This is a genomic window from Nitrincola alkalilacustris, from assembly GCF_008973755.1.
Classification (GTDB): domain Bacteria; phylum Pseudomonadota; class Gammaproteobacteria; order Pseudomonadales; family Balneatricaceae; genus Nitrincola; species Nitrincola alkalilacustris.
On sequence record NZ_WBOM01000007.1, the window covers coordinates 134,204 to 159,768 of the forward strand.

The following is a 25,565-nucleotide window of genomic DNA, read 5'->3' on the forward strand; positions in this document are numbered from 1 at the left end:
ATGTCTGTGCCTGATATCAACGCTGTTAAGAATTACCTGCTCGGACTTCAGGATAGTATTTGCGAAAAACTCCAACAGATTGATAATAAACAATTTATTGAAGATAGCTGGGTGCGTGAGGCAGGTGGTGGTGGCAGAACTCGCGTGTTGAGTCAGGGCTCTGTCATCGAAAAGGGAGGAGTTAATTTTTCACACGTGCATGGCGATAAACTTCCTGCATCTGCTACGGCTCACCGGCCGGAATTGGCGGGCCGTCATTTTCAGGCGATGGGCGTATCCCTGGTGATTCATCCTCATAATCCGCATGTTCCGACTTCTCATGCGAATGTCCGATGCTTCGTTGCCGAGAAGGAAAATGAAGCACCTGTCTGGTGGTTTGGTGGTGGTTTCGATCTGACACCCTATTACGGTGTGGATGAGGATTGCATCCATTGGCATCAGGTGGCGCATGATGCCTGTGAGCCCTTTGGTGAGGATATTTATCCGCGCTTCAAAAAGTGGTGTGATGATTACTTCTATCTTAAACACCGTAATGAGCCGCGCGGAATCGGCGGCCTATTCTTCGATGACCTGAACGAGCCGGACTTCGATACCAGTTTTGCACTGATGCGGGCGATCGGGGATGCCTATATCAAGGCATACCTCCCTATTGTACAGAAGCGTCGAGACGTGCCCTACGGTGAGCGTGAGCGAAACTTCCAGTTGCATCGCCGTGGCCGCTATGTCGAGTTTAACCTGGTGTACGACCGGGGCACTCTTTTTGGTCTGCAGTCGGGTGGACGCACCGAGTCGATTTTAATGTCCCTGCCGCCTGAAGTGCGCTGGAGTTATGACTGGCAGGTTGAGCCTGGCTCGGCAGAAGCGCGTCTATATGAGCATTATCTTCAGCCAAAAGACTGGTTGGGTGAAATTAAATGATTGATAAATATGCTGTCTTTGGTCATCCAATCAGCCATAGTAAATCTCCGCTGATACATGGCATGTTTGCCGCGCAATTGGATCAAAAACTGGAATACATGGCGGTTGATGTTGCCGAAGCAGAGTTTGAGCAGCAGGTTGATTCATTTCTGCAAGGTTCCGGCAAAGGGCTGAATATCACTGTTCCCTTCAAGGAGCGTGCCTGGGCATTGGCTGGGCTGCGAACAGAGCGTGCAGAACTTGCTGGGGCGGTTAACACCCTCTGGCGTGATGAGTCAGGTCTGATCTGTGGCGATAATACCGATGGTGCCGGGCTGGTTGTTGATCTTACCTGTAATCACCGGATTCGGCTCGTCAATTGTCGTGTTTTGCTTTTGGGTGCGGGAGGTGCTGCACGTGGTGTTATAAAACCACTTCTTGATGCGGGCATTTCGGAGTTAGTAATTGCTAACAGGACCCTGTCTAAAGCACAGTTGCTGGTATCAGTTTTCTCTTTCACTGATGAGTCCAGCCAGCAGGATACTCAGACAATCAGCGCTTGCGATTTTCAGGGACTCCCGAATGGCAGCTTTGATCTGATTATCAACGCAACCTCCGCAGGCCTGGGTGGCGAAACCCCGGATCTGCCGGCACACCTCATGGCTGAGCACACTATCTGCTATGACATGTTATATGGGGCAAGCGAAACCCCTTTCTGCCGCTGGGCTCGTCAGCATCAAGCCAGCAAGTCTCTTGACGGGCTGGGTATGCTGGTGGAGCAGGCAGCAGAGTCTTTCCTGATCTGGCGTGGTATCAAGCCGGATACGGCCCCTGTTATTGATGCTTTGCGCCAGAGCCTGGGTCAGCAATAAAGCCTCAAGGCTTGTCAAACGCATCAGTGAAACGCTATAACTGAATAGAACCCACCTTCTGGATCAATAACATGCCTGAACATGTTTCACTGAGCGCCGAGCAACTATACAAGCGTTGCGATCATCAGGATCTGCCTTTCCTGACAACTGAAACACTGGAGCCCTTCAACGGCTTCTTTGGCCAGGAGCGTGCGGTTGAGGCTATGAGCTTCGGCGTAGGCATGCAGCGTCCAGGCTATAATATGTTTGTTATGGGGAACCCCCATACCGGGCGCTTCTCCTTCTCCATGGAAAGCCTCAAAAGCGGGGCGAAGAAAGAAGCTAAACCCAGCGACTGGTGCTATCTGAACAACCTGTCAGACTCGCGATATCCCGTCGTACTTGAGCTGCCCTCCGGCAAGGCGGGGCCGCTCAAGCGTGATATCGGTGGGTTGCTTGAAAGCATCATGACGGAGCTGCCAGCCGCATTTGAAAGCCCTGGTTATCAGCGCATGAACAGCCGTATCGAGCGTGATTTCAACCGCCGTTATGACCAGGCGATTGATCAGGTTGAGCGCAAGGCGCGTGAATGCAGTATTGCCGTGTACCGCGATGCCGGCACGATTGGGTTCACACCGGTTGCAGCGGGTCAGGCGATGGATGAAGCGGTGTTCTCACAGCTGCCTGAAGAGGAGCGTGATGCGTTCCAGAAGAACATCTCAATGCTGGAAGAGCAGTTGAATGAGGCGCTGGCCGAGTTGCCGAAGTGGCGCCGTGAAGCGGCTCAGCAGATGAAAGCGCTGGATCGTGAAACCGCACAGCGTGCGCTGGCGCCACTGTTCAATGCATTGCGCGAGCGCTATATCAATCTGCCCAGCGTGGTCAGTTACCTGGCACATATAGAGCGTGATCTGATCAAGAATGCTGCAGAGATAGTGAATGACGACAGGCCGCTGGAAAGCAAGAGTGACCAGCAGCGCAGCAATTATCTGGAAGAGAACTACGGCATCAATTTGTTGGTGGATAACCATAAAACCAAGGGTGCCCCGGTGGTCTATGAGGCACATCCCAGTTATGAAAATCTATTTGGCAAGATAGAGTATCTCAGCGAAATGGGCTCGCTGCAGACCAACTATACGCTGATTCGCCCGGGTGCCCTGCATCGCGCCAACGGCGGTTATCTGGTGATGGAGGCCGAAAAACTGCTTGAGCAGCCTTTCGTTTACAACGCTCTGAAGCGTGCCCTCAAGGCTCACGAGATACGTATTGAAAACCCGGTCAATGAATATACCGGCATCAGTACCATCTCGCTTAATCCGCAGCCGGTAAAGCTGAAGGTCAAGGTGGTGCTGGTAGGTGAACGGGATACCTATTATCTGCTGCAGGAGCTGGATCACGACTTCGAAAAGATGTTCCGAGTCGTGGTGGACTTTGATGAGGATGTGAGCAGAGAGCCATCTTCTATCCGAAACTATGCCCGTCTGATGAAAACCCTTTCCGTTGAAGAGGGGTTGGCAGCACTCAAGCGCGAAGCGGTTGCTCGCCTTGTAGAGCACAGCTCACGCATGGCTGAGGATCAGGAGCTGCTGTCTGCCCACATAGGTGAGCTGGTGGATCTGCTGTGTGAAGCGGACTACCATCGCCGGCAGCGAGGGGAAACGCTGATCACCGCGGATCATGTCGAGCGCGCGCTGCAGGCAAAGGAAAAGCGCACGGGACGCCTGGCGCAGAAAATTCTGGATGGCATACTCAACCGCACAGTGCTCATTGATACCGAGGGTGAGGCCGTTGGTCGCTCAAATGGTCTTACGGTGTTGCAGGTCGGGGATGTCGCTTTTGGTACACCGGCCAGGATCACAGCCACGGTGAATCCGGGTAATCGCGGAATAGTGGATATCGAGCGTGAGGTGACTCTGGGACAGCCGATCCACTCCAAAGGCGTTCTGATCCTGACCGGCTATCTCGGGCATAAGTATGCGCGGGACTTCCCGCTTACCCTGTCGGCCAGTATTGCGCTGGAGCAATCCTATGGTTATATCGATGGCGACAGTGCCTCGCTGGCGGAGGTCTGTACGTTGGTATCAGCACTGACCGGTATCCCGATCAGTCAGCAATACGCGATCACCGGGTCAATCAACCAGTATGGTGAGGTGCAGGCGATCGGAGGCGTGAATGAAAAGATAGAAGGCTTCTTCAAACTCTGTAAAACACGCGGTCTGAGTGGGTCTCAGGGGGTTGTGATTCCGCGGGCCAATGTGCGTAACCTGATGCTCAAGCGTGAAGTGGTTGATGCGGTCAGCAATGGTCAGTTCAAGGTCTATGCAGTCAGTACGGTGGATGAGTGTATGGAGATCCTGATGGGGCGCAACGCTGGAGCGCTGAAGGCGGATGGCCACTTCACTCAGCGCAGTATCAATGCGGAAGTGGTGAAACGTTTGCGCGAAGTTGCCAAAGCCAAACCATGATCAGGCTGGATAAGCCGTATGACGGGCCTCTCAGGAGGCCCAGTCCTCTGCCAGATGCTTGTCCTTGAGGCGCGCATAGTTCTCTGCGGTATACACAAAAAATGAGCGCTCCTTGTCCGTCAGTTCTCGCATCTGCTTGACTGGCCTTCCTACATAGAGATACCCGCTCTTCAGCGTTTTGCCTGGCGGCACCAGACTTCCGGCACCGATAATCACCTCGTCCTCCACCACTGCACCATCCATCACCATGGCGCCCATGCCGACCAGAATACGACTGCCAAGTGTGCAGCCATGCAGCATCGCCTGATGTCCGACCGTGACATGATCACCGATAATCAGCGGAAAGCCATCCGGGTTGTAGGGCCCTGCATGTGTGATATGCAGCACCGAGCCATCCTGGATGCTGGTATACTGACCTATACGGATGCGGTGCATGTCGCCACGGATCACGACCAGCGGCCAGACTGAGCTATCATCGCCTATCTCGACATCACCCAGTACGATGGCGCTTGGGTCGATGAATACTTTTTTTCCCAGTCGAGGGGTCTGGCCCTGATACTGACGCAGCGTCATACTGATTATCCTGTAGTTTAGGTGTGACGTGGTTTGGCTGTTAGTTTGGCTGTTAGTTTGGCTGTTAGTTTGGCTGTTAGTTTGGCAGTTTATTTGAAAAACACACTCTCTGCCCACATTGTATAACAAAGCGCGGCCCTATCTGCAGGCCGCAGATCAGATTCCCGCATCATCGGAGGCTATATCATGACCAACCCGCTGCTAGAACAGCACCTTCTGCCAGAGTTCAGTCGTATCAAGGCAGAGCATATCGAGCCTGCGATCGATCAACTGCTGGCGCGTAATCGCAGCAGGATTGAGCAACTGACGGCGGACCCGTCTGTGCTGAGCTGGGAGACGCTGGTATTGCAACTGGATGAGTTGAATGATGAGCTCTCCAGGGCCTGGTCACCCGCTTCGCACCTGAATGCGGTGATGAATTCCGATGAGCTGCGCGAGGCTTATAATCGCTGTCTGCCTAAGCTGTCGGAGTACTGGACTGAGCTGGGGCAGAATCAGGCGCTGTTCAAGGCTTACCAGGCGCTCTCTGAAGGTGAAGGTTATCAGCGGATGTCGCCGGAGCAGCGCAAGGTTATCGATAATGCCCTGCGCGATTTCAAGCTGTCGGGCATCAATCTGCCGGTAGAGCAGCAACAGCGCTATGCCGAGCTGAGAAAGAAACTCTCGGCACTGACCACAGGCTTCTCTGAAAACGTCCTGGATGCCACACAGGGCTGGTTCCATCACACGCAGAATGAAGCCGATCTGCAGGGGATGCCGGAGCATGCGATCGCAGCTGCCGCTCAGGCAGCCAGCACTCGGGAGCTGCAGGGCTGGGTGATCACCCTGGATTTCCCCGCCTACTACGCGGTCCTGACCTACGCGGATAATCGTGGGCTGCGTGAACAGTTGTATCGTGCCTACAGTACACGGGCGTCTGATCAGGGACCGAATGCCGGTAAATGGGACAATAGTGGTGTGATGCAAGAGATTCTTGAATTACGCCATGAACTGGCTGCCCTGCTGGGTTTCAGCAGTTATGCCGACTACTCGCTGGCGACCAAAATGGCTGAATCGCCGGAACAGGTGCTGGGTTTCCTGCGTGATCTGGCCGAGAAGAGCAAGCCGGTGGCGCAGCAGGAACTGCAAGAGCTGAGTGATTTTGCCGCAGAGCTTGATGGCACTGCTGAGCTGATGCCCTGGGATGTCAGCTACTATGCCGAAAAACTGAAGCAGCAGCGCTATGAGGTGTCGCAGCAGATGTTGCGCCCCTATTTCCCTCTGCCTAAGGTACTGGATGGCCTTATTGCGCTGGTGGATAAGCTGTTCGGTGTGCAGATTCGTGAGATGGACAGCTTCGACAGCTGGCATGACGATGTGCGCATGTTTGAGCTGAGCAGAGACGGTGAAACACTGGCTTACTGCTACCTGGACCCCTTTGCGCGCAGTAACAAGCGTGGTGGCGCCTGGATGGATGGCTGTCGGGTGCGTCGTCGCTGTGTGGATGGCAAGCTGCAACTGCCGGTGGCTTATCTGGTGTGTAACTTCACGCCGCCACTGAATGGCAAACCGGCGCTGCTGACCCATGACGAAGTAACCACCCTGTTTCATGAATTCGGTCATGGTCTGCACCATATGCTGACGCGTATCGAGTATGCCGATATCAGCGGGATAAACGGTGTGGCGTGGGATGCGGTCGAATTGCCCAGTCAATTTCTGGAAAACTGGTGCTGGGAACCTGAGGGTCTGGCGTTGATGTCGGCCCATCATGAAACGGGTGAGCCACTGCCGCAGGCGCTGCTCGACAAAATGCTGGCCGCCAAGCACTTTCAGGCAGGCATGATGATGGTGCGACAGATAGAGTTTTCGTTGTTCGATTTTCGCCTGCACCATGAATTTCAGCCGGGTGTGACCGATATCCAGGCGCTGTTGAATCAGGTACGTGACGAGGTATCGGTTATCCAGCCTCCAGCCGAGAATCGCTTCCAGCACAGCTTCAGTCATATTTTTGCAGGTGGCTACGCCGCTGGCTACTACAGCTACAAATGGGCTGAGGTACTGTCGGCAGATGCTTTCTCGCGATTTGAGGAGGAGGGTGTGCTGAACCCGACAACTGGCCGTGATTTTCGCGAAAACATTCTGGAAAAAGGCGGCTCAGCGGAGCCGATGGAGTTGTTTGTTGCCTTCAGGGGGCGGGAGCCCAGTGTTGAGCCACTGCTGCGCCATTCAGGCATTACTGGAAGAGCATGAGAACATGACAGTCACAAAACGTTTTGTTGCCGGCGCGGTCTGTCCGCGCTGTGCCGCCATGGATGCGATACGCATGTATCGGGATGAGGTTCGGGAGTACCGCGAGTGCGTAAAATGCGGCTTCGAGGACTCCCTCAGGCTGGATGGCAGGCCTGAGCCTAAAGAGGTTGAAACCCGCGTGACACGGCCTGCCCAGCCAGTTGAGACAGAGCAGGCTCAGCCGATAAAATTTGTTATGCCAGCAAAGCGCAAGGATAAATAACATGCATCTGCCCGACTCCGTCAGCCAGCCCTGTGGCTGGGCCATGCACAGCCCGTTGGAACTTCATTACCATGATACCGAATGGGGCATGCCGCAGACGGATGATCAGGTGCTGTTTGAGTTTCTTGTGCTGGAGGCCGCGCAAGCGGGTCTGAGCTGGAATACCGTGCTGCAGAAGCGGGATGCCTACAGGGCTCATTATCGGAACTTTGACTTGCAGCAAGTCGCCGCGTTCGACGAGTCCGATATCAGTCGAATGCTGGCAGACCCCGGGTTGATCCGTCATCGCGGCAAGCTTGAGTCCTCAATTGGTACCGCCCGCATCGTACTGGATATGCAGGCTAAACATGGCAGCTTTGCGCGATGGCTCTGGCAGTTTGTTGATGGACGTCCTCTGGTCGGCAACTGGGAGCAGATGAAGGAAGTTCCGGCTGAAACCGAGCTTTCGATACAGCTATCCAAGGCTTTGAAGAAGGAGGGGGTGAAGTTCTTTGGTCCGACCATCGCATACGCATTCATGCAGGCTATCGGGTTAGTAAATGATCACGTGGTGACCTGTCCAAGGCATCAGATCTGTGTTGATGCAGGTGCTGGAATAGCGTTTTAGCCGTGTCGCTGTGTTACATCCACCCGCTTTACCACCATCTGTCGTGCTGGCATAGTCGCCAGTAAACGTATGCTCCTGTAGCACCGCGGGCAAAGAACAGTGAGCAGAACGCGAGCCAGAGGCCATGATTGCCCAGAGACTGGCTCAGCCACCAGGCAGGCAGAAAAACGGCAAATACCGAGAGCAGCATGGTGTTTTGCATCGCCTTGACCTGTGTCGTACCGATAAATATGCCATCCAGCAGAAAGCTCCACACGCCGATTAACGGCAGAGCAATCAGCCAGGGTAAGTAAGTGCTTGCTTCATATCTGATCTGTGGTATGTCAGTGAGCATGGAGATGATCAGATTGCCGCCGCTCCAGAAAAACAGCGTCATCAGCAGCGCGCTGACCAGTGACCAGATAGCGGCCGATGTAATCACCTGATAAAAATGCCGCCGATCCTTTTTACCCAGGCTGCGTCCGGTCAATGCCTCTATCGCGTGAGCAAACCCATCCAGCGCGTTTGAGATCAGCACCAGAAAGTTCAGCAGTACGGCATTGGCCGACAGTATATCTGTCCCCTGCCGTGCACCCTGTGCGGTGAAGAAAGCGAATGCCATCAACAGCACAACGGTGCGTACAAACAGATAACGATTCACCTGAAACAGCGCGGCATAGTCCTTAAAGCGCAGTAACTGGCGCATCATGAACTCGCCCGAGGTTTGCAGCAGTATGCGTCTGCAGAACCATATGCCGATCGCCAGGGAAAAATATTCGGCGCAGACGGTTCCCAGCGCTACACCATCGGCCCGCATGCCGAAGCCGAACACAAACAGAAGATTAAGCAGAATATTGACCAGATTGGTCACTGTCAGCAGCAGCAAAGGGATGCGGGTGTTCTGATTTCCGACAAACCAGCCCAGCAGCGCAAAGTTGCATAACACGGCTGGCGCGCTCCAGGCGCGGATTTCGGCATACAGGCGAGCCTGCGAGGTGACATCCTCTGCTGCACCGGCCAGATGCAGAGCTGCCTCCGTCAGTGGGCTGCGCAGGAGAATGATCATGCCGCCGATGACTAATCCAATCACCAGCGACTGCCCCAGGTAAGTGCGTATTGCGCTGCCATCATCACGGCCATGTGCCTGAGCCACCAGGCCGGTGGTGCCCATGCGCAGAAAACCGAAGGTCCAGTACAATATGGAAAAGAGCATGCCGCCGATAGCGATGGCGCCCAGGTAGTGAGGCTCTGGCAGGTGTCCCATTACCGCGGTATCCACCAGACCGAGCAGAGGGACCGTGATGTTCGATAGCATCATCGGCCAGGCCAGTGCCCAGACTCGTCGGTGTGTCTGCCGCTCGGGCCAGTAGGCGTATCGGGCGATCATGCCGGGCATACCGAGGGCCTCATGCCGCGCGTCGGCGCTGTGGCAGGCTGTAAAGCAGCAGGAACTCCATCAAGGCCACGACGACAACAGAGGGGCCGGCAGGTGTGTCAAAGGTCCAGGAAAGCCAGATGCCGCCGACTACCGCGAACATGCCGAGCAGAGAGGCAAAAACTGCCATCTGCTCCGGCGTGCTGGATAGCCTTCGAGCCGCAGCGGCAGGAATGATCAGTAACGAGGTGATCAGCAGTATACCAACCAGTTTCATCGCCACCGCAATAACGATGGCGATCATCACCATCAGTGCCAGCCGGACGCGCGTGACAGGCACACCTTCAACCTGCGCCAGCTCCTCGTTGATTGTGATGGCGAGCAGTGAGTCCCATAAGCGCCAAAGCAGTGCCAGCACCAGTAGTCCGCCGCCATAAACCCAGTAGAGGTCCTGTGGGGAGATGGCCAGCAGATCACCGAACAGATACTCCATCAGGTCGATACGAATATTATCGAGAAAGGAGACCGCAACCAGGCCGATCGACAGCGTACTATGGGCCATGATACCGAGCAGCGTATCGGTGGCGACAAACTTCTGCCGTTGCATTGCGACGAGCATGACAGCCAGCAGAATACAGCAGACAACAACCGCCAGATTGAGGTTGATACTGAACAGGAACCCCAGGGCCACGCCCATCAGCGCTGAGTGCGCCAGCGTGTCGCCAAAGTAGGCCATACGCCGCCAGACGACAAAGGCACCCAGAGGGCCTGCAATGGCAGCAACTCCGATACCTCCCAGCAAGGCAAATAACAGAAAATCCGGCACTGATAATCTCCCTGACTACTGGCTGACCTGATGAGGTTTGTGGTGGCTGCATGTATCCGCGTCGCCGGGTGGCTCGGGATGATCAATGATCACCTCACCATGAATATCATGATGGTGATCGTGCTGATGATTATACAGAGCAAAGGCATCAGCCTGCGATCGCCCGAACAGCTCGATGAAGGAGGGATCGTTGCTGACCAGCTCCGGATGGCCTGAACAGCAGATGTGCTGGTTTATGCAGATCACATGATCAGTGGCCGACATGACCAGATGCAGGTCATGTGAGATCATCAGGATACCGCATTTACGCTGTTCGCGAATGCTGGAGATGAGCTTGTACAGCTCCACCTGTCCGTTTACATCCACACCCTGGACCGGCTCGTCCAGTACCAGTAGCCTGGGATTACGCAGCAAGGCTCGGGCCAGCATGACGCGCTGTGACTCACCTCCTGACAGGTCATGAAAGCTGTGCTTGAGCAGATGGACTGCTCCGACATCATCCAGGGCTCTGGACAGGGCCGCAGGGTCAGATTTGATCCCTATTCTGAGAAAACGCTCGACACTGAGCGGCATGGTGCGGTCTATCTGGAGCTTTTGCGGCATATAGCCGAGCTGCAGCCCAGGTTGTCGCCAGACTGAACCGCTGGTGGGTGCGATCAGGCCCAGCACTACTCTGACCAGGGTTGTCTTGCCTGCCCCGTTAGGGCCTATCAGGGTGGTGATGCAGTTGTCATGCAGAGCAATGGATACTGACTTCAGCGCCTGTTGCCGCCCGAAATCGACATTAATCTGATCCAGTCGTACCAGATCCTGGTGTTGTTCATGCATGCTGGTCTGGATTCCGTTTGCAGCTGGGGCAGGTGCCAAGCACCTCAACCGTCTCCTGGTCGATACTGAAGCCCATATTGTTTGCCTGGCGGTTGAGGGCGCTGTGGACAGGGTCCGACTTGACCTCAAGTGTCTGATGGCACTCGCGGCAGATGAAAAAATAGCCGGTATGCTCGGCATCAGGCTGTGAGCAGCCGATAAAGGCGTTCAGTGATGCCAGGCGATGCACCAGCCCCTGCTCCTGCAGAAACTCCAGTGCGCGATATACAGTGGGGGGCGCAGAGTTGAAGCCGGCTTCTGCGAGCGCGGGCAGCAGATCATAGGCTCCCAGTGGCTTGTGGCTCTGCCAGATCAGGCGCAACACCAGCTCTCTGATCGGTGTGAAACGCAGCTGTTTCTTCCGGCACAGGGCTTTGGCACGTGCCAGAGCCTCGTCTATACAGGTCTGATGGTTGTGTTTTTCAGTGAAAACTGTGTCGTGTCTGAGCATGGTAACCGCACATCAAAACATTTATGTTATATTATAACTTACTATTTCAGAAATCGTCAGGATTAAACCGTGATGCCAAAGCTTGCTTCTCTTACCCGCGTACTGCCGCTTGCGGCCAGTGTTCTTTTTGCCGGCTCAGTCAACGCCACTCAGGTAGTGACCAGTATAAAGCCTCTGCAGTTGATAGCCAGTGCGATAGGTGATGGCGTGACGGAACCGGAGCTGTTATTGCCGGAAAACGCATCGCCTCACAGCTTTACTCTGCGTCCTTCCGATATGCAGAGATTGACCGAGGCTGAGTTGATCTTCTGGGTCGGTCCGGATCTGGAGCAGTCACTGTCACGGCCTTTGCAGCGCACCAATGCCCGAGTCGTGCAGCTCTATATGGCTGATGCAGGACATGACGACCATAAACACGAAAGTGAAGGTCATGGTCATAAGCATGATGAGCACAAGCACGATGACCATGACCACAAGCATGATGAGCACAAGCACGATGACCATGACCACAAGCACGATGATCATGGTCATAAGCATGATGAGCACAAGCATGATGATCATGGCCATAAGCATGACGAGCACAAGCACGATGATCATGGTCATAAGCATGATGAGCACAAGCACGATGATCATGGCCACAAGCATGATGAGCATAAGCACGATGATCATGGTCATAAGCATGATGGACACGAACACGACGGCCATGACCATGATGCCCATATCTGGCTCGATCCGATAAATGGGATTCGTATTGCCGAGACAATGGCCGCAGCGATGACTGAATTGAAGCCGGAGCATGCGGGTCGTATCGCTGAAAACCTGCAGCGGTTCAAGGAAGAAACTCAGAACCTGGACAGTACATTGAAAACTCAGCTGTCTGAACTCTCAGATAAAGGGTTTTTCGTATTTCATGATGCCTATGGTCACTTTGTTGAGCATTACGGACTGAATCAACTGGGATATTTCACTCTGGATCCATCACGCCAGCCAGGTGCGCGCCATCTTGCTGATATTCGCAGCGCCCTTGAGGCAGGAGAGGCGGTCTGTGTATTCAGTGAACCTCAGTTTACGCCTGCAGTAGTTGAGTCCGTGGTGCGTGGGATAGAGATCCGACATGGTGTGTTGGACCCCTTGGCCAGTGATATTGCTGTCGCTCCAGGCGCCTATCAGGTTTATCTGCAGCAGCTGGCAGATAGCTTCAGCGACTGCCTGGGTAGCTGAACAGGTTACCTGAACCAGGAAAAAAACAGTGATCCCCTGTATTCCTTGAAAAAAAGTGCAATCGGGGCTTCACAAGAGGTATAGGGGCCGATATAATGCGCCCCACTTTACGCAGATGTGGTGGAATTGGTAGACACGCTAGCTTCAGGTGCTAGTGCCTTCACGGGCGTGGGAGTTCGAGTCTCCCCATCTGCACCACTCTTCCTCAAGGAAGGTGATGCAGCTCAGCGGCGTAACAGTGAAAATCCGGCGCGGATCAAAAGCGCAACCCAAACGCAGATGTGGTGGAATTGGTAGACACGCTAGCTTCAGGTGCTAGTGCCTTCACGGGCGTGGGAGTTCGAGTCTCCCCATCTGCACCAACCTGAAAATCCTTCCAGATACCACAAAACGCCTTTCCCTCTTACAGGGTCATCGGCCGCTCATTACATGGTTTTTTCTCACTTTTTCTCTTACGTTTTTTACTGCAGGCGCCTTTTGCATGGTTTTCGGCTGCGTGCCAGCGACCGACCTCTGTCGGCCGCCAGAACTCCAGCCAATACCTGATATGATCAGGTGATCCTGATGCTTGCCATCATGCCCAGTTCTTCATGCTCAATAATATGGCAATGGAACATCCAGTCGCCCGGATTGTGAAATACCAGCTTAAGCTTCAGGCTCTGGTTAGGTGCAAGGTTAACGGTATCCTGCCAGGCGCGTCTGTGCACTGGCTGCCAGTCACCCTCCCCCTCGCGAGAGGCTTCAACCTGGAAATGTGTGCCATGCACATGAAAAGGGTGATCCATATGTGAGAGGTTATGCACGACCCACTCTTCCACCTCGCCTCGCTTGCCTTCAAACATCGGTGGCGAGTCCATGGAGAACTGCTGCCCATTGATCAGAAAGAGGATTGGAGGCTTCTCCATGGCTGTAGCCATGCCAGAGCTGTCAGTTGCATGCTGATCATGACCGGCGTGTCGATCATGACCCTGATGACCCTGATGACCCTGATGACCCTGATGACCCTGATGACCCTGGTGCCCCTGGTGCCCCTGGTGCTCCTGATGACCTTCATGTCCCATATGGCCCTGATGCTTCTCATTTGCACCATGAGCCATACCGGCCATGCCGGGCATCTCTTCGCTCAGCTCGATCAGTCGCACCACACTGGCTTCGCCCAGCACGGGCAGGCTTCGCAGGGTGGAAGGAAGCTGGATGGCCGGGCGCACGGCGCTCTGGCGGGTCTGCAGGCTCAGTAGCTGTCCCGGTTGTCGATAATGGGCGGGTTCGGGTCCCATCCAGTCACGATCATACGGCTGGCTGGTCAATTCAAAGCGGGTGCCGGGGTTTTCGCTGATGCGTACGATGAGGTCGCAGCGCTGACCCGGAACCAGTAGATAGTTATCCACAACCTCCGGTTGCTCAATCAGGCCGCCATCCGTGCCGATCAGCATCAACTGATGTCCCTCAAGGTTCAGCTTGAGATAGCGCCCGGAACAGGCGTTGATCAGACGCAGGCGCAGCGTGCTGCCCGGATCGACCTCCAGCACAGGCTGATACTGCCCGTTCACCAGCAGCAACTCGCCTTCGCGTCCGTTCATCCAGTCTGCCGGGGTATGCGGTGCCACCTGTGCCTGATCATCCAGACGCAGGTCGGTCACCATCAGGAGGTGTTCCTCAATCCCATCCGGCAGCTCCGGTGTTTTGGGTCTGACCATAAAAGCGCCCGCCAGGGAGTGGGCTATCTGTTCAGCGGTATGGTCATGCGGGTGCGGATGGAACCAGTGCATGCCGGCATTACCTTCGGGAACGGTAAAGCGATAGTGCAGCGTCGAGTCGGGAAGAATCGCGTGATGCGGTCCACCATCCTGATCACCCGGAACCATCAGGCCGTGCCAGTGAACGGTGGTGGGCTGGCGAAGCTGATTGCTGACCGGAATGCTGACCTCCTCGCCTTCGGTCACCTCAATCAGGGGTGTCAGCAGATTATTATATAGCCATAGCTCGGTCTGCTTGCCTGGAATCAGCTCAACACCGTGAGGAGCCGTTGTGAGGGCGTGATGGAAGCCTGCGCCGTTGGCCTGATTGATCAGTCGTGGCAAGGGGCGCAGTGGCTGGCCTATGGCTGGCATCAGTGTTGAAGCGCTTGCTGTGGCGGTGTTGACCCCCCGGCTGTGCAGCAGCCATCCGGCAACCGGGACTGTAAGCAGGCCAAGCGCACCCAGGCGCAAGAATTGACGACGTTGCATGATGTAATCCTTCTTCAGATAGATAGAGGCTGCAAAGCAGCGAACAGATCAGGTTATCTGAAACAGGTTCCGTGGCGGTCGCTCCAGGCGCTCCTTCATGCGTTCAGATACTACTCGAGTGATGGAGGCCGGAGTTGGCGGGTGTGCATGCAGGATCAGAGTGGCCTGTGTACTCAGCGCAGGCCAGATGCAGCAGGCGATGCAGCTGGCCTGAGGCCACTGTGGGCAATCATCGCTGTGGTTCTGTATGTCAGCAACCATGGCAGCAGTTGCCTGCTGATGGGTGTGTTCTGAATGAGCAGTGGTTGTCTGCAATGCTGAATGTGATCTGCTGTGATGTGACAGGCTCTGATGGGACTTGTGGTGTGCCTTATCCTGAAACGAGCTGATTTGATAGGTGTTGGCGAGCGCATGAGATGGCAACAGCATCAGCAGCAGACTGAATGTCAGCAGAAGGCTGGTCAAGCGGCGAAGCCTGTTTCTCATGGTGCTATCCAAGAATCTCATAAACACTATTGAGCCAGCTTGGGGCCGAAAGTTCAAGGCGCTGCCTGTCTGGAGGTGCTGGTTTTGGCTATGGCGCGCAATCTGGGTGAGTAGTCTAAGGTATATGGAAGATACCTAATAAAACTGAACCAGGGTGGTTTAACTGCACAGGAGTTCAATATGCTCTCTCGTCATTACACGTTTTTGCGCAGATTTTTCGTGTATGCACTTGTACTGTTCAGTCCGCTGCTGTCTGCTGCTCCTCTTCATCTGCTGATACCCAGTGGGCCGGGTGGTGGCTGGGATACAACCGCACGTGAAGTTGCACGGGTGCTGCAGGGTGAGGGTTTGGTCGAAGAGGTGGTGCTGACTAATCTGGCGGGTGCTGGTGGCGGGCAAGCGCTTCTCAGCCTTATAGAGGGTGAGCAACCGGAATCAACGCTGATGGTGCAATCTCTTCCTCTGCTGCTGCGAAATCTGACTGGTGTTTTTGATGTTGGCTTTCGAGATATTCAGCCGATTGCACTGATGATTGGTGCCCATCAGGTTGTGGTGGTCCGGGAAGAGGATGGTCATTCAACAACGGCTGAGTGGCTCGCAGCGGTGCAATCAGACCCTGTGGCTCATGCTGTGGTGGGCGGTTCAGCTCCGGGTAGCCTGGACCATATCACGGCGGTGCTGTTGCTCACCCAGGCAGGCTTGACGGCGGGAGATGTCCGCTATGCACCCAGTGATGCGGGTGCAGATGCCTTGCGCCGATTCAGGCAGGGGCTCGGCTCGGCACTCGTTACTGGTTATGATCAGGTTGCCAATGAGTTGGCCTCGGGAGAGTTGCGGGTGCTTGGTATTGCCAGCCCTGAGCCGGTGGCTGATATTCCGGTTCCGACGTTTCGTGAGCAGGGCTATGATGTGGTGCTGGTGAATTGGCGAGGCTTTTTTGCGCGGGCAGGTCATTCAGATGATGTGTATGCTGCCTATCGTGAGCTGCTGGGTCAGTTGGCCATGACGAATGCCTGGAAAGAGGTTCTGGCACGCTATGGCTGGAGTGATTTTGTGTTGATGGGTGATGATCTGGATAGTTTTCTTGAGGCGCAGGAAGAGATGCTCAGGGATGTTTTGCGGGCTCTGGAGATTATTCAGTGAGATGAGCGTTACGCCGATTACGCCAGGCAGCCATAACGCAAAAAGCCCTGCATCACTGCAAGGCTTTGAAATATCTTTCAAATATAAGTGGTGCCCGGAGGCGGAATCGAACCACCGACACGAGGATTTTCAATCCTCTGCTCTACCGACTGAGCTATCCGGGCAACCTGAGGCGCGTATTTAAAAGGAAAGCCTTGTTGATGTCAAACACTTTTTCAAAACTTCCGGAAAATTGCTTTTCAGTATCTCAAGTTTGGGCGTTCTCGTATCAGAGCCTTGCCGATAAAATTGCTTGCAGCTCTCTATCCGTAAGCAGGATAGGGTTTGTTTTCATACTGCCGCCTCGTGCATTGGCCACTACACGTGCGAAATCCCCTTCTGTCATTCCAAACGCGTGCAAACGAGGCAGGTTCAGCCGGTCAACCCAGTCTCTCAATTGAGTTACCAGTCCTTCAAGGGCCTGGTTGTCACTGAGGGTTTCGTTATCTGCCAGCAGCCTGCCGACCCGGGCGTATTTTGTCAGTGCAGCGCTGTCAGCTGTGCGTGCCTGCAGGGCGGCGATATTGATCGCCGTAGCTTCCGCCAGCAGTGTTCCACAAACCACGCCGTGTGGGATAGGAAAGAATGCACCAAGTGGAGAAGCCAGGCCATGAACAGAGCCCAGGCCCGCCTGAGCCAGAGTGATGCCCGACATCATTGAGGCATAGGCAAGCTGACTGAAGCCGCTCTCTGCCTGAGGGTGACCTGCCTGAGGGTGTTCTGTCTCCCATGCCGACCAGAAGCCCGCGCAGAACGCTTGCATACCGGACCATGCCAGTGCGTCGGTCAGTACGCTGGCATTGCTAGACACATAGGATTCCAGCAGTTGTGTGAAAGCATCCATACCATTCGCCGCGATCAGCGATTTGGGGCAATCGCGCAGCAGGTCAGGATCGACAATCGCTGTATGCGGCACGAGCGCATCATGGCGAAAGGATTTCTTGAAACCTTCGGCGCCCTGAATACTCAGGACGGCATTTTTGGTCGCCTCGCTGCCTGTGCCTGCGGTGGTCGGGACCGCAATCAGAGGTGTTGCCGGTCCTGTATATTCAAGCCCCTTGCCGACGCCTTCAAGATAATCCATCACCGAGTGACCGCTCGGCAGCAGCCCTGCCACGGCTTTGGCCGCATCCAGAGCACTGCCTCCACCAATACCCACGACTATATCTATCTGTGAGTCTCGATAGTCAGCGACTGCCTGATCCACCCACTGTGGTGACGGCTCACCGCTCACGTGCAGCAGATGCCATGTCATGCCTGCCGCTGCCCACTCCTGCTGCAGGGTTTGCCAGAGAGGAGTCTGAATAAATGACTGACGACCGGTGATCACCAGTGCTGTGCGACCATGCTGCAGCATGCATGGCGTCAGTCTGGACAGGCTGCCTGCACCGAAATGTATCTGTGGCAGACGGCTGAGTGAAAAAGGGGTGATCAGCATGCACAAGACTCCTTTTGAGCTAAGCGGCGGTTGTGGGCCTGCCGTGGACTGCAGCGGCCTGTAACGGACAGTAGTGAAATAGTTAGCATGAGATTCTGTGGTCAGGTCTGAAGCCTAATCAAAGCGATCACTCAGCGGCTAAGCGGCTGCTGCTGAGTGATGCAGTGAATATTGCCACCACCGAGCAGTATCTCCCGCCCCGGTACCTGAACCACTTCGTGGTCGGGCATCAGTCTGGCAATCATCTCGGCGGCAACGTTATCCATCGGGTCATCAAATGCCGGCATCACAATGCCACCGTTGCAGATCAGGAAGTTGATATAGCTGGCCGCCATGCGCTGACCGGCAAGACGTGGCTGTGCGCCCTCTGAGGGATCTACGGCCGCAGCCTCCTCTTCAGTGATATACATAGGTGCGGGCAGTGGCAGTTTGTGTATGGTCAGAGGCCGCCCACGGGCATCCGTCTGTTGGCTCAGATAATCAAAGGCAGCGCTGGATAACGCATACTGCGGGTCTTCGCGGTCATCGGTCCAGGCCAGCAACACTTCACCGGGACGAATAAAGCAGGCCACGTTATCGATATGCTCGTCGGTTTCATCTTCATGGATGCCTCGCGGCAGCCAGAGTACCTTGTCGATGCCCAGATACTCACCGAGGCGCGCCTCTATCTCCTGCCGCGACAGGTGCGGGTTTCGATTCGGGTTGAGCAGGCAGGCCTCGGTGGTAAGCAGGGTGCCTTCACCATCCACATGAATGGCGCCGCCCTCAAGGATGAAGTCGGCACGATAGCGGTCCTTGCGCTCAATCTGCAGCACTTTACGAGCCACCAGTTCATCCTGATCCCAAGGGAAGTAAAGACCGCCATTCAACCCACCCCAGGCGTTGAAGATCCAGTCGATACCACGCACTTCACCCAGACCATTGATGACAAAGGTCGGGCCGGTATCGCGCATCCAGGCATCATTGCTGGACAGCTCGATAACCCGTATATCGTGGCTTTTGCTGCCATCGCGGCTGTGGGCGAGTCGGGTAGCGGCGTGCTCATACTGGGCGGCAGAAACGCCGACGGTCACCGGTTCAAAGCGGGCGATGGCTCTGGCGACATCTACGAATGCCTGCTGTGCCGGTTTAGCCCCGAGTCGCCAGTTATCGCAGCGCTCAGGCCAGACCATCCATGTCTGTTGGTGCGTCAGCCACTCGGCAGGCATATGAAAGCCATCAGCACGTGGCGTGCTCTGCAGCAGGAGGCTCATGCGCCATACTCCTTGCCGTCTTTTGTCAGCAGTACATCATAGAGTTCGGTGCGACGGTCGCGGAACACCCCCCAGCTGTGGCGCTTGTTGGCCAGGGCATCGAGATCGAAGGTATGGACCAGAATGCCCTCTTCATCACGGCCCAGTTCTGCAACACGCTTGCCTGTTTCATCCGCAATAAAGGAGGAGCCATAGAAAGTGATGCTGGAATCTCCCTCGGTTTCAACCCCGGTGCGGTTGCTGGCAATCAAGGGCACCAGGTTGGCGGCTGCGTGGCCACATTGCGCATTGTGCCAGTGATCACGCGAGTCGAGTCCGCTATCCTGCGGCTCGCTGCCGATCGCAGTTGGATAAAAGAGCAACTCAGCCCCCATCAGTGCCATGGCACGGGCACACTCAGGGAACCACTGATCCCAGCAGATACCGACACCGATACGGCCATAGGCGGTATCCCAGACGCGAAAACCTGTATCCCCCGGAGTGAAGTAGAATTTCTCTGAATAACCCGGTCCATCAGGTATGTGGGCTTTTCGATACACCCCGAGCAGGCTGCCATCGGCATCGATGATCGCGATGCTGTTGTAGTAAGCGTTGTTGGCCCGCTCATAGAAACTCACAGGCAATACCACCTGCAGCTCTGCTGCCAGCGCACTGAAGTGAGCCACGGCCGGGTTCTCCTCCAGCGGTGTGGCGAAGGAGAGGTAGTCATAGCGCTGCTTCTGACAGAAGTAACAGCGCTCAAACAGCTCCTGGATCAGGATGATCTGAGCACCGGCTGCATGAGCTTCACGCACCTTCTGTTCTGCTTTTTGGATATTTTCATCAACATCCCAGCCACAGCTGATCTGGGTGGCAGCAACCGTTACCTGGCGCATCTTACAGTTTCCTCACGCTCGTTATGTTGTGTTGGCTCGGGACTAAACACCCAGCTTATCTCGCATATTATAGTACCAGGCCCCCATGGCCGTCAGCGGAACACGGAACAGACGTCCGCCCGGGAAGGGGTAGTGGCGCAGGCTGGCAAAGGCGTCGAAGCGCTCGGCCTGACCCTGGATTGCCATTGCGAGCGCCTTGCCGGCAACATGGGTAAAAGTGACACCATGGCCTGAACAACCCTGAGAGTAATAGACATTATCTTCCAGTCGGCCCATCTGTGGCAGTCGTGACAGGGTCAGCAGGAAGTTGCCGGTCCAGGCATAGTCGATCTTCACGCCGGCGAGCTGAGGAAAAGTCTTCAGCAGGTTGGGCTGGATCATGTTGATGATGTTGGCCGGGTCACGTGCTCCGTAGATCACTCCCCCACCATAGATCAGGCGCCGATCACCGGACAGGCGATAGTAATCGAGCAGGAAGTTGCAGTCTTCAACGCAATAGTCCTGTGGCAGTAGCTTTGCGGCCTGTTCTTCTGATAGAGGCTCGGTGGCAATAACCTGAGTCCCGCAGGGCATCGACTTGGCCGCCAGTTCCGGGATCAGAGTGCCCAGATAGGCGTTGCCTGCAATCACCACAAAGCGAGCCAGTACAGAGCCATCATCGGTGACCACCTCGGGCCGTGCGCCATGATGAATCGCGGTGACGGCTGAATTCTCATAGATGGTACCCCCCAGAGACTCCAGCGCCGCAGCTTCACCCAGAGCCAGGTTCAGGGGGTGAATATGTCCACCGGTCGGGTCCAGCATGCCGCCGATATAGCGTTTACTGTCGACGACGCCCTGTATGGCGTCTTTATCCAGCATCTCAAGGCCTGGGTGGCCATAGCGCTCCCAGAGCTGCTTCTGGCTCTCCAGATGCTCCATCTGCCCGGGTGCCAGCGCGGCAAAGACGCCGCCCTCTTTCAGATCGCAGGCTATATCGTATTCTTTCACGCGCTGGCGGATGATACGGCCACCCTCAAATGCCATCTCGCCCAGCAAGCGCGCATTGTCGGCACTGGTCTGCTTTTCGATCACATCCAGGTCACGGCTGTAGCTGTTGACGATCTGGCCGCCATTTCGGCCAGAAGCACCCCAGCCGACGGTAGCGGCTTCCAGCACAACGACCTTGAAGCCTGCTTCCGCGAGGAACAAGGCGGTGGAAAGGCCGGTATAGCCTGCCCCGACGACGCAGACATCCGCCTCGATCCTTTCTTTCAGAAAGGGCCGCGGGGGTGCCGGATTGGCTGATGCGGCGTAGTAGGAGGGTACAGGTGGATAATCGGTCATAAGCACCTCATTTCTTAGACGAAAGTATGTCTTGATGATGCATCAGTCTATGCCACAGAAAAGAAACTGCAAAGCAGGATTTTTTGCAGTGAGACCGATATGATTAACTGAACACACAATAACAGAACTTGAGGTTGTTATGTCTGCACCAGCCACATATGAAGATTGGGAAGCTCGGGCTGCGGGTCTGAGTATCAATGGTAAGGCTTTTATAAATGGCCAGTATGTCTCGGCGCACAAGGGCGAAACCTTTACCTGCATCAGCCCTGTGGATGGACGCCAGCTCGGCGAGGTGGCGAGCTGTGACGAAGATGATGCTGAAATCGCGGTTCAGGCGGCGCGTGAGTCTTTCGAATCTGGTGTCTGGTCCAGAATGGCACCTGCGAAGCGCAAACAGATTCTGCTGAAGTTTGCGGATCTGATCCGTGACAATCGCGAGGAGCTGGCGTTGCTGGAAACCCTGGATATGGGCAAACCGATACGTTTTGCGTTGCGCGGCGATATTCCGGCTGCCGAACGGGCGATTCGCTGGACCGCAGAAGCGATCGACAAGCACTATGATGAGCTGGCGCCAACTGCGCATAACGAGATCGGCATGATCACGCGTGAGCCGATCGGCGTGGTCGCCGCGATAGTGCCTTGGAACTTTCCGCTGATCATGGCTGCCTGGAAAATTGCACCGGCTCTGGCAACCGGCAACTCGGTTATTCTGAAGCCCTCCGAAAAATCACCTCTGACGGCCATCCGTATCGCCATTCTGGCAAAAGAGGCCGGAATACCGGACGGCGTATTCAATGTGCTGCCGGGTTACGGACATACAGTGGGTAAGGCGCTGGCCCTGCATATGGATGTTGATTGCCTGGTATTCACCGGCTCAACCGGCATTGCCAAGCAACTGATGATCTATGCCGGGCAGTCCAATATGAAACGCGTCTGGCTTGAAGCAGGTGGCAAGAGCCCAAATATCGTTTTTGCCGATGCGCCGGATCTCAAGGTTGCTGCAAAGGCCGCAGCATCAGCCCTGGCGTTCAATCAGGGTGAAGTGTGCACGGCGGGCACTCGCTTGTTGGTAGAGGCAGGTATCAAGGATCAGTTTGTAGAGCTGGTCAAGCAGGAGATGCTGGCCTGGGAGCCGGGCCATCCGCTGGACCCGAATACCGTAAGTGGCGCGATAGTCGATCAGCAGCAACTGGAGCGAGTGATCGGCTATATCGAAGCGGGACAGCAGGAGGGGGCTAAGCTGGTGCAGGGCGGCAAGCGTGTGATGCAGGAGACAGGTGGCATGTTTGTTGAGCCGACCATCTTCGATCAGGTGCAGAACCAGATGCGGATCGCCAGCGAAGAGATCTTCGGACCTGTTCTCTCTGTCATCACCTTCAATACACCTGAAGAGGCGATCGAAATCGCCAACGATACCATCTATGGTCTTGCTGCGGCTGTCTGGAGTGCGGATATCAACAAGGCGCACAAGGTGGCCAAGGCGCTGCGTGCCGGAAGTGTCTGGATCAACCACTATGACGGTGGTGATATGACAGCACCCTTTGGTGGCTTCAAGCAATCGGGCAATGGGCGTGACAAGTCACTGCATGCTTTCGACAAATATACCGAGTTAAAGGCCACCTGGCTGCTGCTTGAGTAAAGAAGTATCAGGTATGCAAGCGCTTACCATCTCTGGACGCCATGAAGCATGAGTGATGCATTAGTCGACTGGAAGGTACAATTGTACACCTTGTTGGCTGCCCTGCCGCGTGACAGGGTGGTCAGCTATGGTGGGCTGGCGAAGCAGTTGGATGGTGTGAGTGCCCGTATGGTGGCGCGTGCAATGTCCAATCTGCCTGCGGGTTCCGCTTTACCCTGGCACAGAGTGATTCGCAGTGATGGACAGCTTGCTGATCATGATGGAGCGGTTGAGCAGCGCAAACGTTTGTTAGCAGATGGCATACTGCTCAAGGGTAACCGCGTACCTGAGAACTATTTTCTCTAGACAGCTACTCAGGCAAAGATGGGGATCATTCAGGTTCAGCTGTGCCCATCACCCTGTGATGCATTAAATTGTGTCAGAATAAAAGCCCTTGTGGCAGGGGTATGTTGATAAAGTAGACAAATAACAGCCAGATTACCGCTGTGGTAATGATGGGCACTACAATCGTGCTGGGCCAGTGCCGCAACGGGTCTCGTGTCAGCAGGAAGCTTGCTCCGATGAGGGTGGTGGCTACCGTCACGGCGAGACCGAGCTTGCCGATCAGCCAGAACATACCTATGCCGATCACAACCAACCCGACCCCTGTGGTTAAAATCGCGCGCAGGCTCTGGGGGCGTTCGTCGGATTTGCCGCGAAGAACATCGACCCAGATCGCTAATCCCGCACAGATCAGCGTGATATATGCAATCTGGGGAAATGCATGCGGCCCCAGACCTGGCCCCGGTCGCCAGTTGCCGAAGGCTATGTCCAGCAGGCCGACAGTACCTAGCAGTATGGAGATCAGCCCAGTGTAGAAATCCTGACGGGTAAAGGCAGTTGAAAAGATGTTCCTCATATTCGGTACCTTTTGTGGACTGGTGGTCATTTGCGTTCACGCATGATGACGGTGAAGGTCAAGATCATGATCGCGGCGGTCGCGTATAGTCCGATGGCGATGGGGCTTGACAGTAAATGACTCCACTCACCGCGCCCGATCAGCAGTGACTGGCGCAGCGCCCGTTCTGCCCCGGGTGCAACGATGAAGCCAAGGATCAATGGAGCCAAGGGGAAGTGATAGATGCGCAGCACAACGCCCAACAGCCCTGCAAACAGCAGTACCCAGACATCAATCACAGAATTGCCGGCAGCAAAGGTGCCGAGAATTGCCAGCACACAGACGATGGGTAGCAATATGCGCGACTGGATCATTGCGATCTTGGAATAGAGAGGGAGCAGGAAATATGACAGTGCAAGGTTGATCACATTGGCATAGATCAGGATCAGAAACAGCGCATAGATGACCTCTGTATGGTCATATATCAGTCGCGGGCCGGGTGTCATGCCCATCAGGATGAAGGCTGCACCAAATAGCGCAGCAGTAGCGCTGCCTGGAATGCCAAAGGCAAAGAGCGGAATGAGTGTAGATCCTGAGGTCGCACTGTTACCTGCTTCTGCCGCAGCGACACCTTCAAGCGAGCCTTTGCCGAACGCATCGCGATTGCGTGAAAAGCGCTGTGCCAGACCATAGCTGATAAAGGCCGCCAGTGACGACCCTGCACCTGGCAAGGCGCCGATCAGTGTACCCATCGTTGTGCCGATCCAGGTGGCTTTCATCGTGGCGCGAAACTCTCTGAAGGTCAGCTTGTCCTGGCTGGCATCGTAATCACCTAGTAGTGACTGCGCCTGCATTCTGGCAGCATCCATGATGCGCTGCGTCCGCTCCATCCAGGCCTTGGCAAGCTGAATGATCAGCTCCGACACGGCAAAAATGCCTACCAGTACCGGGATCAGTGCCAAGCCGCCTGCCAGTTCGGGGATGCCGAATGTCAGCCGGATTGATCCACCGATCGGGTCGCGGCCGATCATCGCCAGCAGAATGCCAAGCGCGGCCATGGCGACCCCCTTGGCCACCCGCCCCTTGGTCAGAGCAGATATCAGCAGGAGTGAAAACGCATAGAGCGCAAAAAACTCGACCGGTCCGAATGTAAGCGCCAAAATAGCCAGTGGCAGTGCCAAAAAGATCAGGACAAAATCGCTTGAGGTATCGCCGATGACAGAAGAATACAGCGCCGTGTTCAGGGCTTTGTTGGGATAGCCCTTGAGCTTGGCCTGATAACCGTCGATCGCTGTTGCAGCGGAACCGGGTGTGCCCGGTACCCCGAATGAGATTGCCGATATCGAGCCGCCGAACATCCCTCCTTTGTAGATGCCCGTCAGTAGCCCGAGAGCCGCAGCAGGCTCAAGAAAGAAAACGATAGGCAGAAGTATGGCGATCGCCATGTCACCGCTCAGGCCGGGGATTGCACCGAGTGTGATCCCCATGAGAACACCGATGGCGACATACAGGATTACTTCGGGGCTGAAGGCGAGGTAGAGTGCGTTGATAAAGGCGTCCAGCATCTTGCAGGGCCTCCTGAGTGTTTAAATATGTGTTGATGGGGCTGGTTGCTGCTGCACAGATGAGTAAAGGCCCCTGCATCAGCACACGGCAGG

Annotated in this window: 23 protein-coding genes and 3 tRNA genes; 12 read left to right on the plus strand and 14 right to left on the minus strand. The window is 55.3% G+C overall.

Annotation, left to right across the window (positions count from 1 at the left end; genetic code table 11):
- The 3 genes from hemF (at position 1) to F7R27_RS13880 (ending at position 4,213) form a co-directional block, all read left to right on the plus strand.
- A complete protein-coding gene (hemF, locus tag F7R27_RS13870) occupies positions 1-918 on the plus strand; it encodes an oxygen-dependent coproporphyrinogen oxidase (protein WP_151704866.1) in 918 nt (305 codons plus the stop codon).
- Positions 915-1,769 (plus strand): shikimate dehydrogenase, encoded by an 855-nt coding sequence (aroE, locus tag F7R27_RS13875; RefSeq protein ID WP_151704867.1) that lies wholly within the window; start codon positions 915-917, stop codon positions 1,767-1,769. Before hemF ends, aroE begins: the two co-directional genes overlap by 4 nt.
- 71 nt (positions 1,770-1,840) lie before the next feature.
- On the plus strand, positions 1,841-4,213 hold the full coding sequence (locus F7R27_RS13880) for a Lon protease family protein (RefSeq protein ID WP_151704868.1): 2,373 nt from the start codon (positions 1,841-1,843) through the stop codon (positions 4,211-4,213).
- A 30-nt stretch (positions 4,214-4,243) separates the two neighbouring features.
- Here the strand turns inward: F7R27_RS13880 and F7R27_RS13885 are convergent, their stop codons facing one another.
- Positions 4,244-4,786, minus strand: a complete 543-nt coding sequence (locus tag F7R27_RS13885; RefSeq protein ID WP_151704869.1) for a gamma carbonic anhydrase family protein — start codon at positions 4,784-4,786, stop codon at positions 4,244-4,246.
- Between the two features lie 186 nt (positions 4,787-4,972).
- Between F7R27_RS13885 and prlC the strand changes: the two genes are divergently transcribed.
- From prlC to F7R27_RS13900, 3 genes are read left to right on the plus strand one after another with little or no spacing between them, the layout of a single operon-like run.
- A complete protein-coding gene (gene prlC / locus F7R27_RS13890; RefSeq protein ID WP_151704870.1) occupies positions 4,973-7,015 on the plus strand; it encodes an oligopeptidase A in 2,043 nt (680 codons plus the stop codon).
- Between the two features lie 4 nt (positions 7,016-7,019).
- Positions 7,020-7,277 (plus strand): YheV family putative zinc ribbon protein, encoded by a 258-nt coding sequence (locus tag F7R27_RS13895; protein WP_151704871.1) that lies wholly within the window; start codon positions 7,020-7,022, stop codon positions 7,275-7,277.
- A 1-nt stretch (position 7,278) separates the two neighbouring features.
- A complete protein-coding gene (locus tag F7R27_RS13900) occupies positions 7,279-7,884 on the plus strand; it encodes a DNA-3-methyladenine glycosylase I (protein WP_151704872.1) in 606 nt (201 codons plus the stop codon).
- Positions 7,885-7,912: 28 nt separating this feature from the next.
- Here the strand turns inward: F7R27_RS13900 and F7R27_RS13905 are convergent, their stop codons facing one another.
- Genes F7R27_RS13905 through F7R27_RS13920 form a run of 4 tightly spaced genes read right to left on the minus strand, consistent with a single transcriptional unit; the run spans position 7,913 to position 11,382 of the window.
- Complete coding sequence (locus tag F7R27_RS13905) at positions 7,913-9,259, minus strand: MATE family efflux transporter (RefSeq protein ID WP_240776379.1); 1,347 nt, start codon at positions 9,257-9,259, stop codon at positions 7,913-7,915.
- Between the two features lie 10 nt (positions 9,260-9,269).
- The gene (znuB, locus tag F7R27_RS13910) at positions 9,270-10,064 is read right to left on the minus strand and encodes a zinc ABC transporter permease subunit ZnuB (RefSeq protein ID WP_151704873.1); all 795 of its coding nucleotides are present in this window, start codon (positions 10,062-10,064) and stop codon (positions 9,270-9,272) included.
- Positions 10,065-10,079: 15 nt separating this feature from the next.
- Positions 10,080-10,892, minus strand: a complete 813-nt coding sequence (gene znuC / locus F7R27_RS13915; RefSeq protein ID WP_151704874.1) for a zinc ABC transporter ATP-binding protein ZnuC — start codon at positions 10,890-10,892, stop codon at positions 10,080-10,082.
- Positions 10,885-11,382: a Fur family transcriptional regulator gene (locus F7R27_RS13920; protein ID WP_151704875.1), complete on the minus strand. Its 498-nt coding sequence runs from the start codon at positions 11,380-11,382 to the stop codon at positions 10,885-10,887. The genes znuC and F7R27_RS13920 overlap by 8 nt, the downstream gene beginning before the upstream one ends.
- A 72-nt stretch (positions 11,383-11,454) precedes the next feature.
- On the opposite strand from F7R27_RS13920, the gene F7R27_RS13925 reads away from it, so the two are divergent.
- The 3 genes from F7R27_RS13925 to F7R27_RS13935 all read left to right on the plus strand — a co-directional run bounded on the left by F7R27_RS13925 (position 11,455) and on the right by F7R27_RS13935 (position 12,965).
- Positions 11,455-12,603 carry a zinc ABC transporter substrate-binding protein gene (locus F7R27_RS13925; protein WP_151704876.1) on the plus strand — a complete coding sequence of 383 codons (1,149 nt, stop codon included), beginning with the start codon at positions 11,455-11,457 and terminating at the stop codon, positions 12,601-12,603.
- 111 nt (positions 12,604-12,714) lie between these two features.
- Positions 12,715-12,801 (plus strand) — tRNA-Leu (locus F7R27_RS13930).
- A gap of 77 nt (positions 12,802-12,878) precedes the next feature.
- Positions 12,879-12,965: transfer RNA gene (locus F7R27_RS13935), tRNA-Leu, on the plus strand.
- A 189-nt stretch (positions 12,966-13,154) separates the two neighbouring features.
- Here F7R27_RS13935 and F7R27_RS13940 read toward each other — a convergent pair.
- Together F7R27_RS13940 and F7R27_RS13945 are read right to left on the minus strand one after the other, a co-directional pair.
- Positions 13,155-14,831 carry a multicopper oxidase family protein gene (locus tag F7R27_RS13940; protein WP_151704877.1) on the minus strand — a complete coding sequence of 559 codons (1,677 nt, stop codon included), beginning with the start codon at positions 14,829-14,831 and terminating at the stop codon, positions 13,155-13,157.
- Between the two features lie 48 nt (positions 14,832-14,879).
- Positions 14,880-15,317 carry a hypothetical protein gene (locus F7R27_RS13945; protein WP_151704878.1) on the minus strand — a complete coding sequence of 146 codons (438 nt, stop codon included), beginning with the start codon at positions 15,315-15,317 and terminating at the stop codon, positions 14,880-14,882.
- 180 nt (positions 15,318-15,497) lie between these two features.
- Here F7R27_RS13945 and F7R27_RS13950 point away from each other — a divergent pair, with 180 nt between their 5' ends.
- A complete protein-coding gene (locus F7R27_RS13950; protein ID WP_151704879.1) occupies positions 15,498-16,460 on the plus strand; it encodes a Bug family tripartite tricarboxylate transporter substrate binding protein in 963 nt (320 codons plus the stop codon).
- Between the two features lie 88 nt (positions 16,461-16,548).
- On the opposite strand, the gene F7R27_RS13955 is transcribed toward F7R27_RS13950, so the two are convergent.
- The 5 genes from F7R27_RS13955 to F7R27_RS13975 form a co-directional block, all read right to left on the minus strand.
- A tRNA-Phe gene (locus F7R27_RS13955) sits at positions 16,549-16,624 on the minus strand.
- 104 nt (positions 16,625-16,728) lie between these two features.
- A complete protein-coding gene (locus F7R27_RS13960) occupies positions 16,729-17,937 on the minus strand; it encodes an iron-containing alcohol dehydrogenase (protein ID WP_151704880.1) in 1,209 nt (402 codons plus the stop codon).
- Between the two features lie 131 nt (positions 17,938-18,068).
- A complete protein-coding gene (aguA, locus tag F7R27_RS13965) occupies positions 18,069-19,190 on the minus strand; it encodes an agmatine deiminase (RefSeq protein ID WP_151704881.1) in 1,122 nt (373 codons plus the stop codon).
- Positions 19,187-20,065, minus strand: coding sequence for an N-carbamoylputrescine amidase (gene aguB, locus F7R27_RS13970; RefSeq protein ID WP_151704882.1), 879 nt, complete (start codon positions 20,063-20,065; stop codon positions 19,187-19,189). Before aguB ends, aguA begins: the two co-directional genes overlap by 4 nt.
- A 42-nt stretch (positions 20,066-20,107) precedes the next feature.
- Positions 20,108-21,391, minus strand: a complete 1,284-nt coding sequence (locus F7R27_RS13975; protein WP_151704883.1) for an NAD(P)/FAD-dependent oxidoreductase — start codon at positions 21,389-21,391, stop codon at positions 20,108-20,110.
- 139 nt (positions 21,392-21,530) lie between these two features.
- Here F7R27_RS13975 and F7R27_RS13980 point away from each other — a divergent pair, with 139 nt between their 5' ends.
- Entirely contained in the window at positions 21,531-23,030 is a 1,500-nt protein-coding gene (locus F7R27_RS13980; protein WP_151704884.1) for an aldehyde dehydrogenase, read from the plus strand.
- A gap of 48 nt (positions 23,031-23,078) precedes the next feature.
- The gene (locus F7R27_RS13985) at positions 23,079-23,375 is read left to right on the plus strand and encodes an MGMT family protein (protein ID WP_151704885.1); all 297 of its coding nucleotides are present in this window, start codon (positions 23,079-23,081) and stop codon (positions 23,373-23,375) included.
- Between the two features lie 73 nt (positions 23,376-23,448).
- Here the strand turns inward: F7R27_RS13985 and F7R27_RS13990 are convergent, their stop codons facing one another.
- Together F7R27_RS13990 and F7R27_RS13995 are read right to left on the minus strand one after the other, a co-directional pair.
- A complete protein-coding gene (locus F7R27_RS13990) occupies positions 23,449-23,928 on the minus strand; it encodes a tripartite tricarboxylate transporter TctB family protein (protein WP_168927514.1) in 480 nt (159 codons plus the stop codon).
- Between the two features lie 26 nt (positions 23,929-23,954).
- Positions 23,955-25,472, minus strand: coding sequence for a tripartite tricarboxylate transporter permease (locus F7R27_RS13995; RefSeq protein WP_151704887.1), 1,518 nt, complete (start codon positions 25,470-25,472; stop codon positions 23,955-23,957).
- Positions 25,473-25,565: the final 93 nt, after the last annotated feature.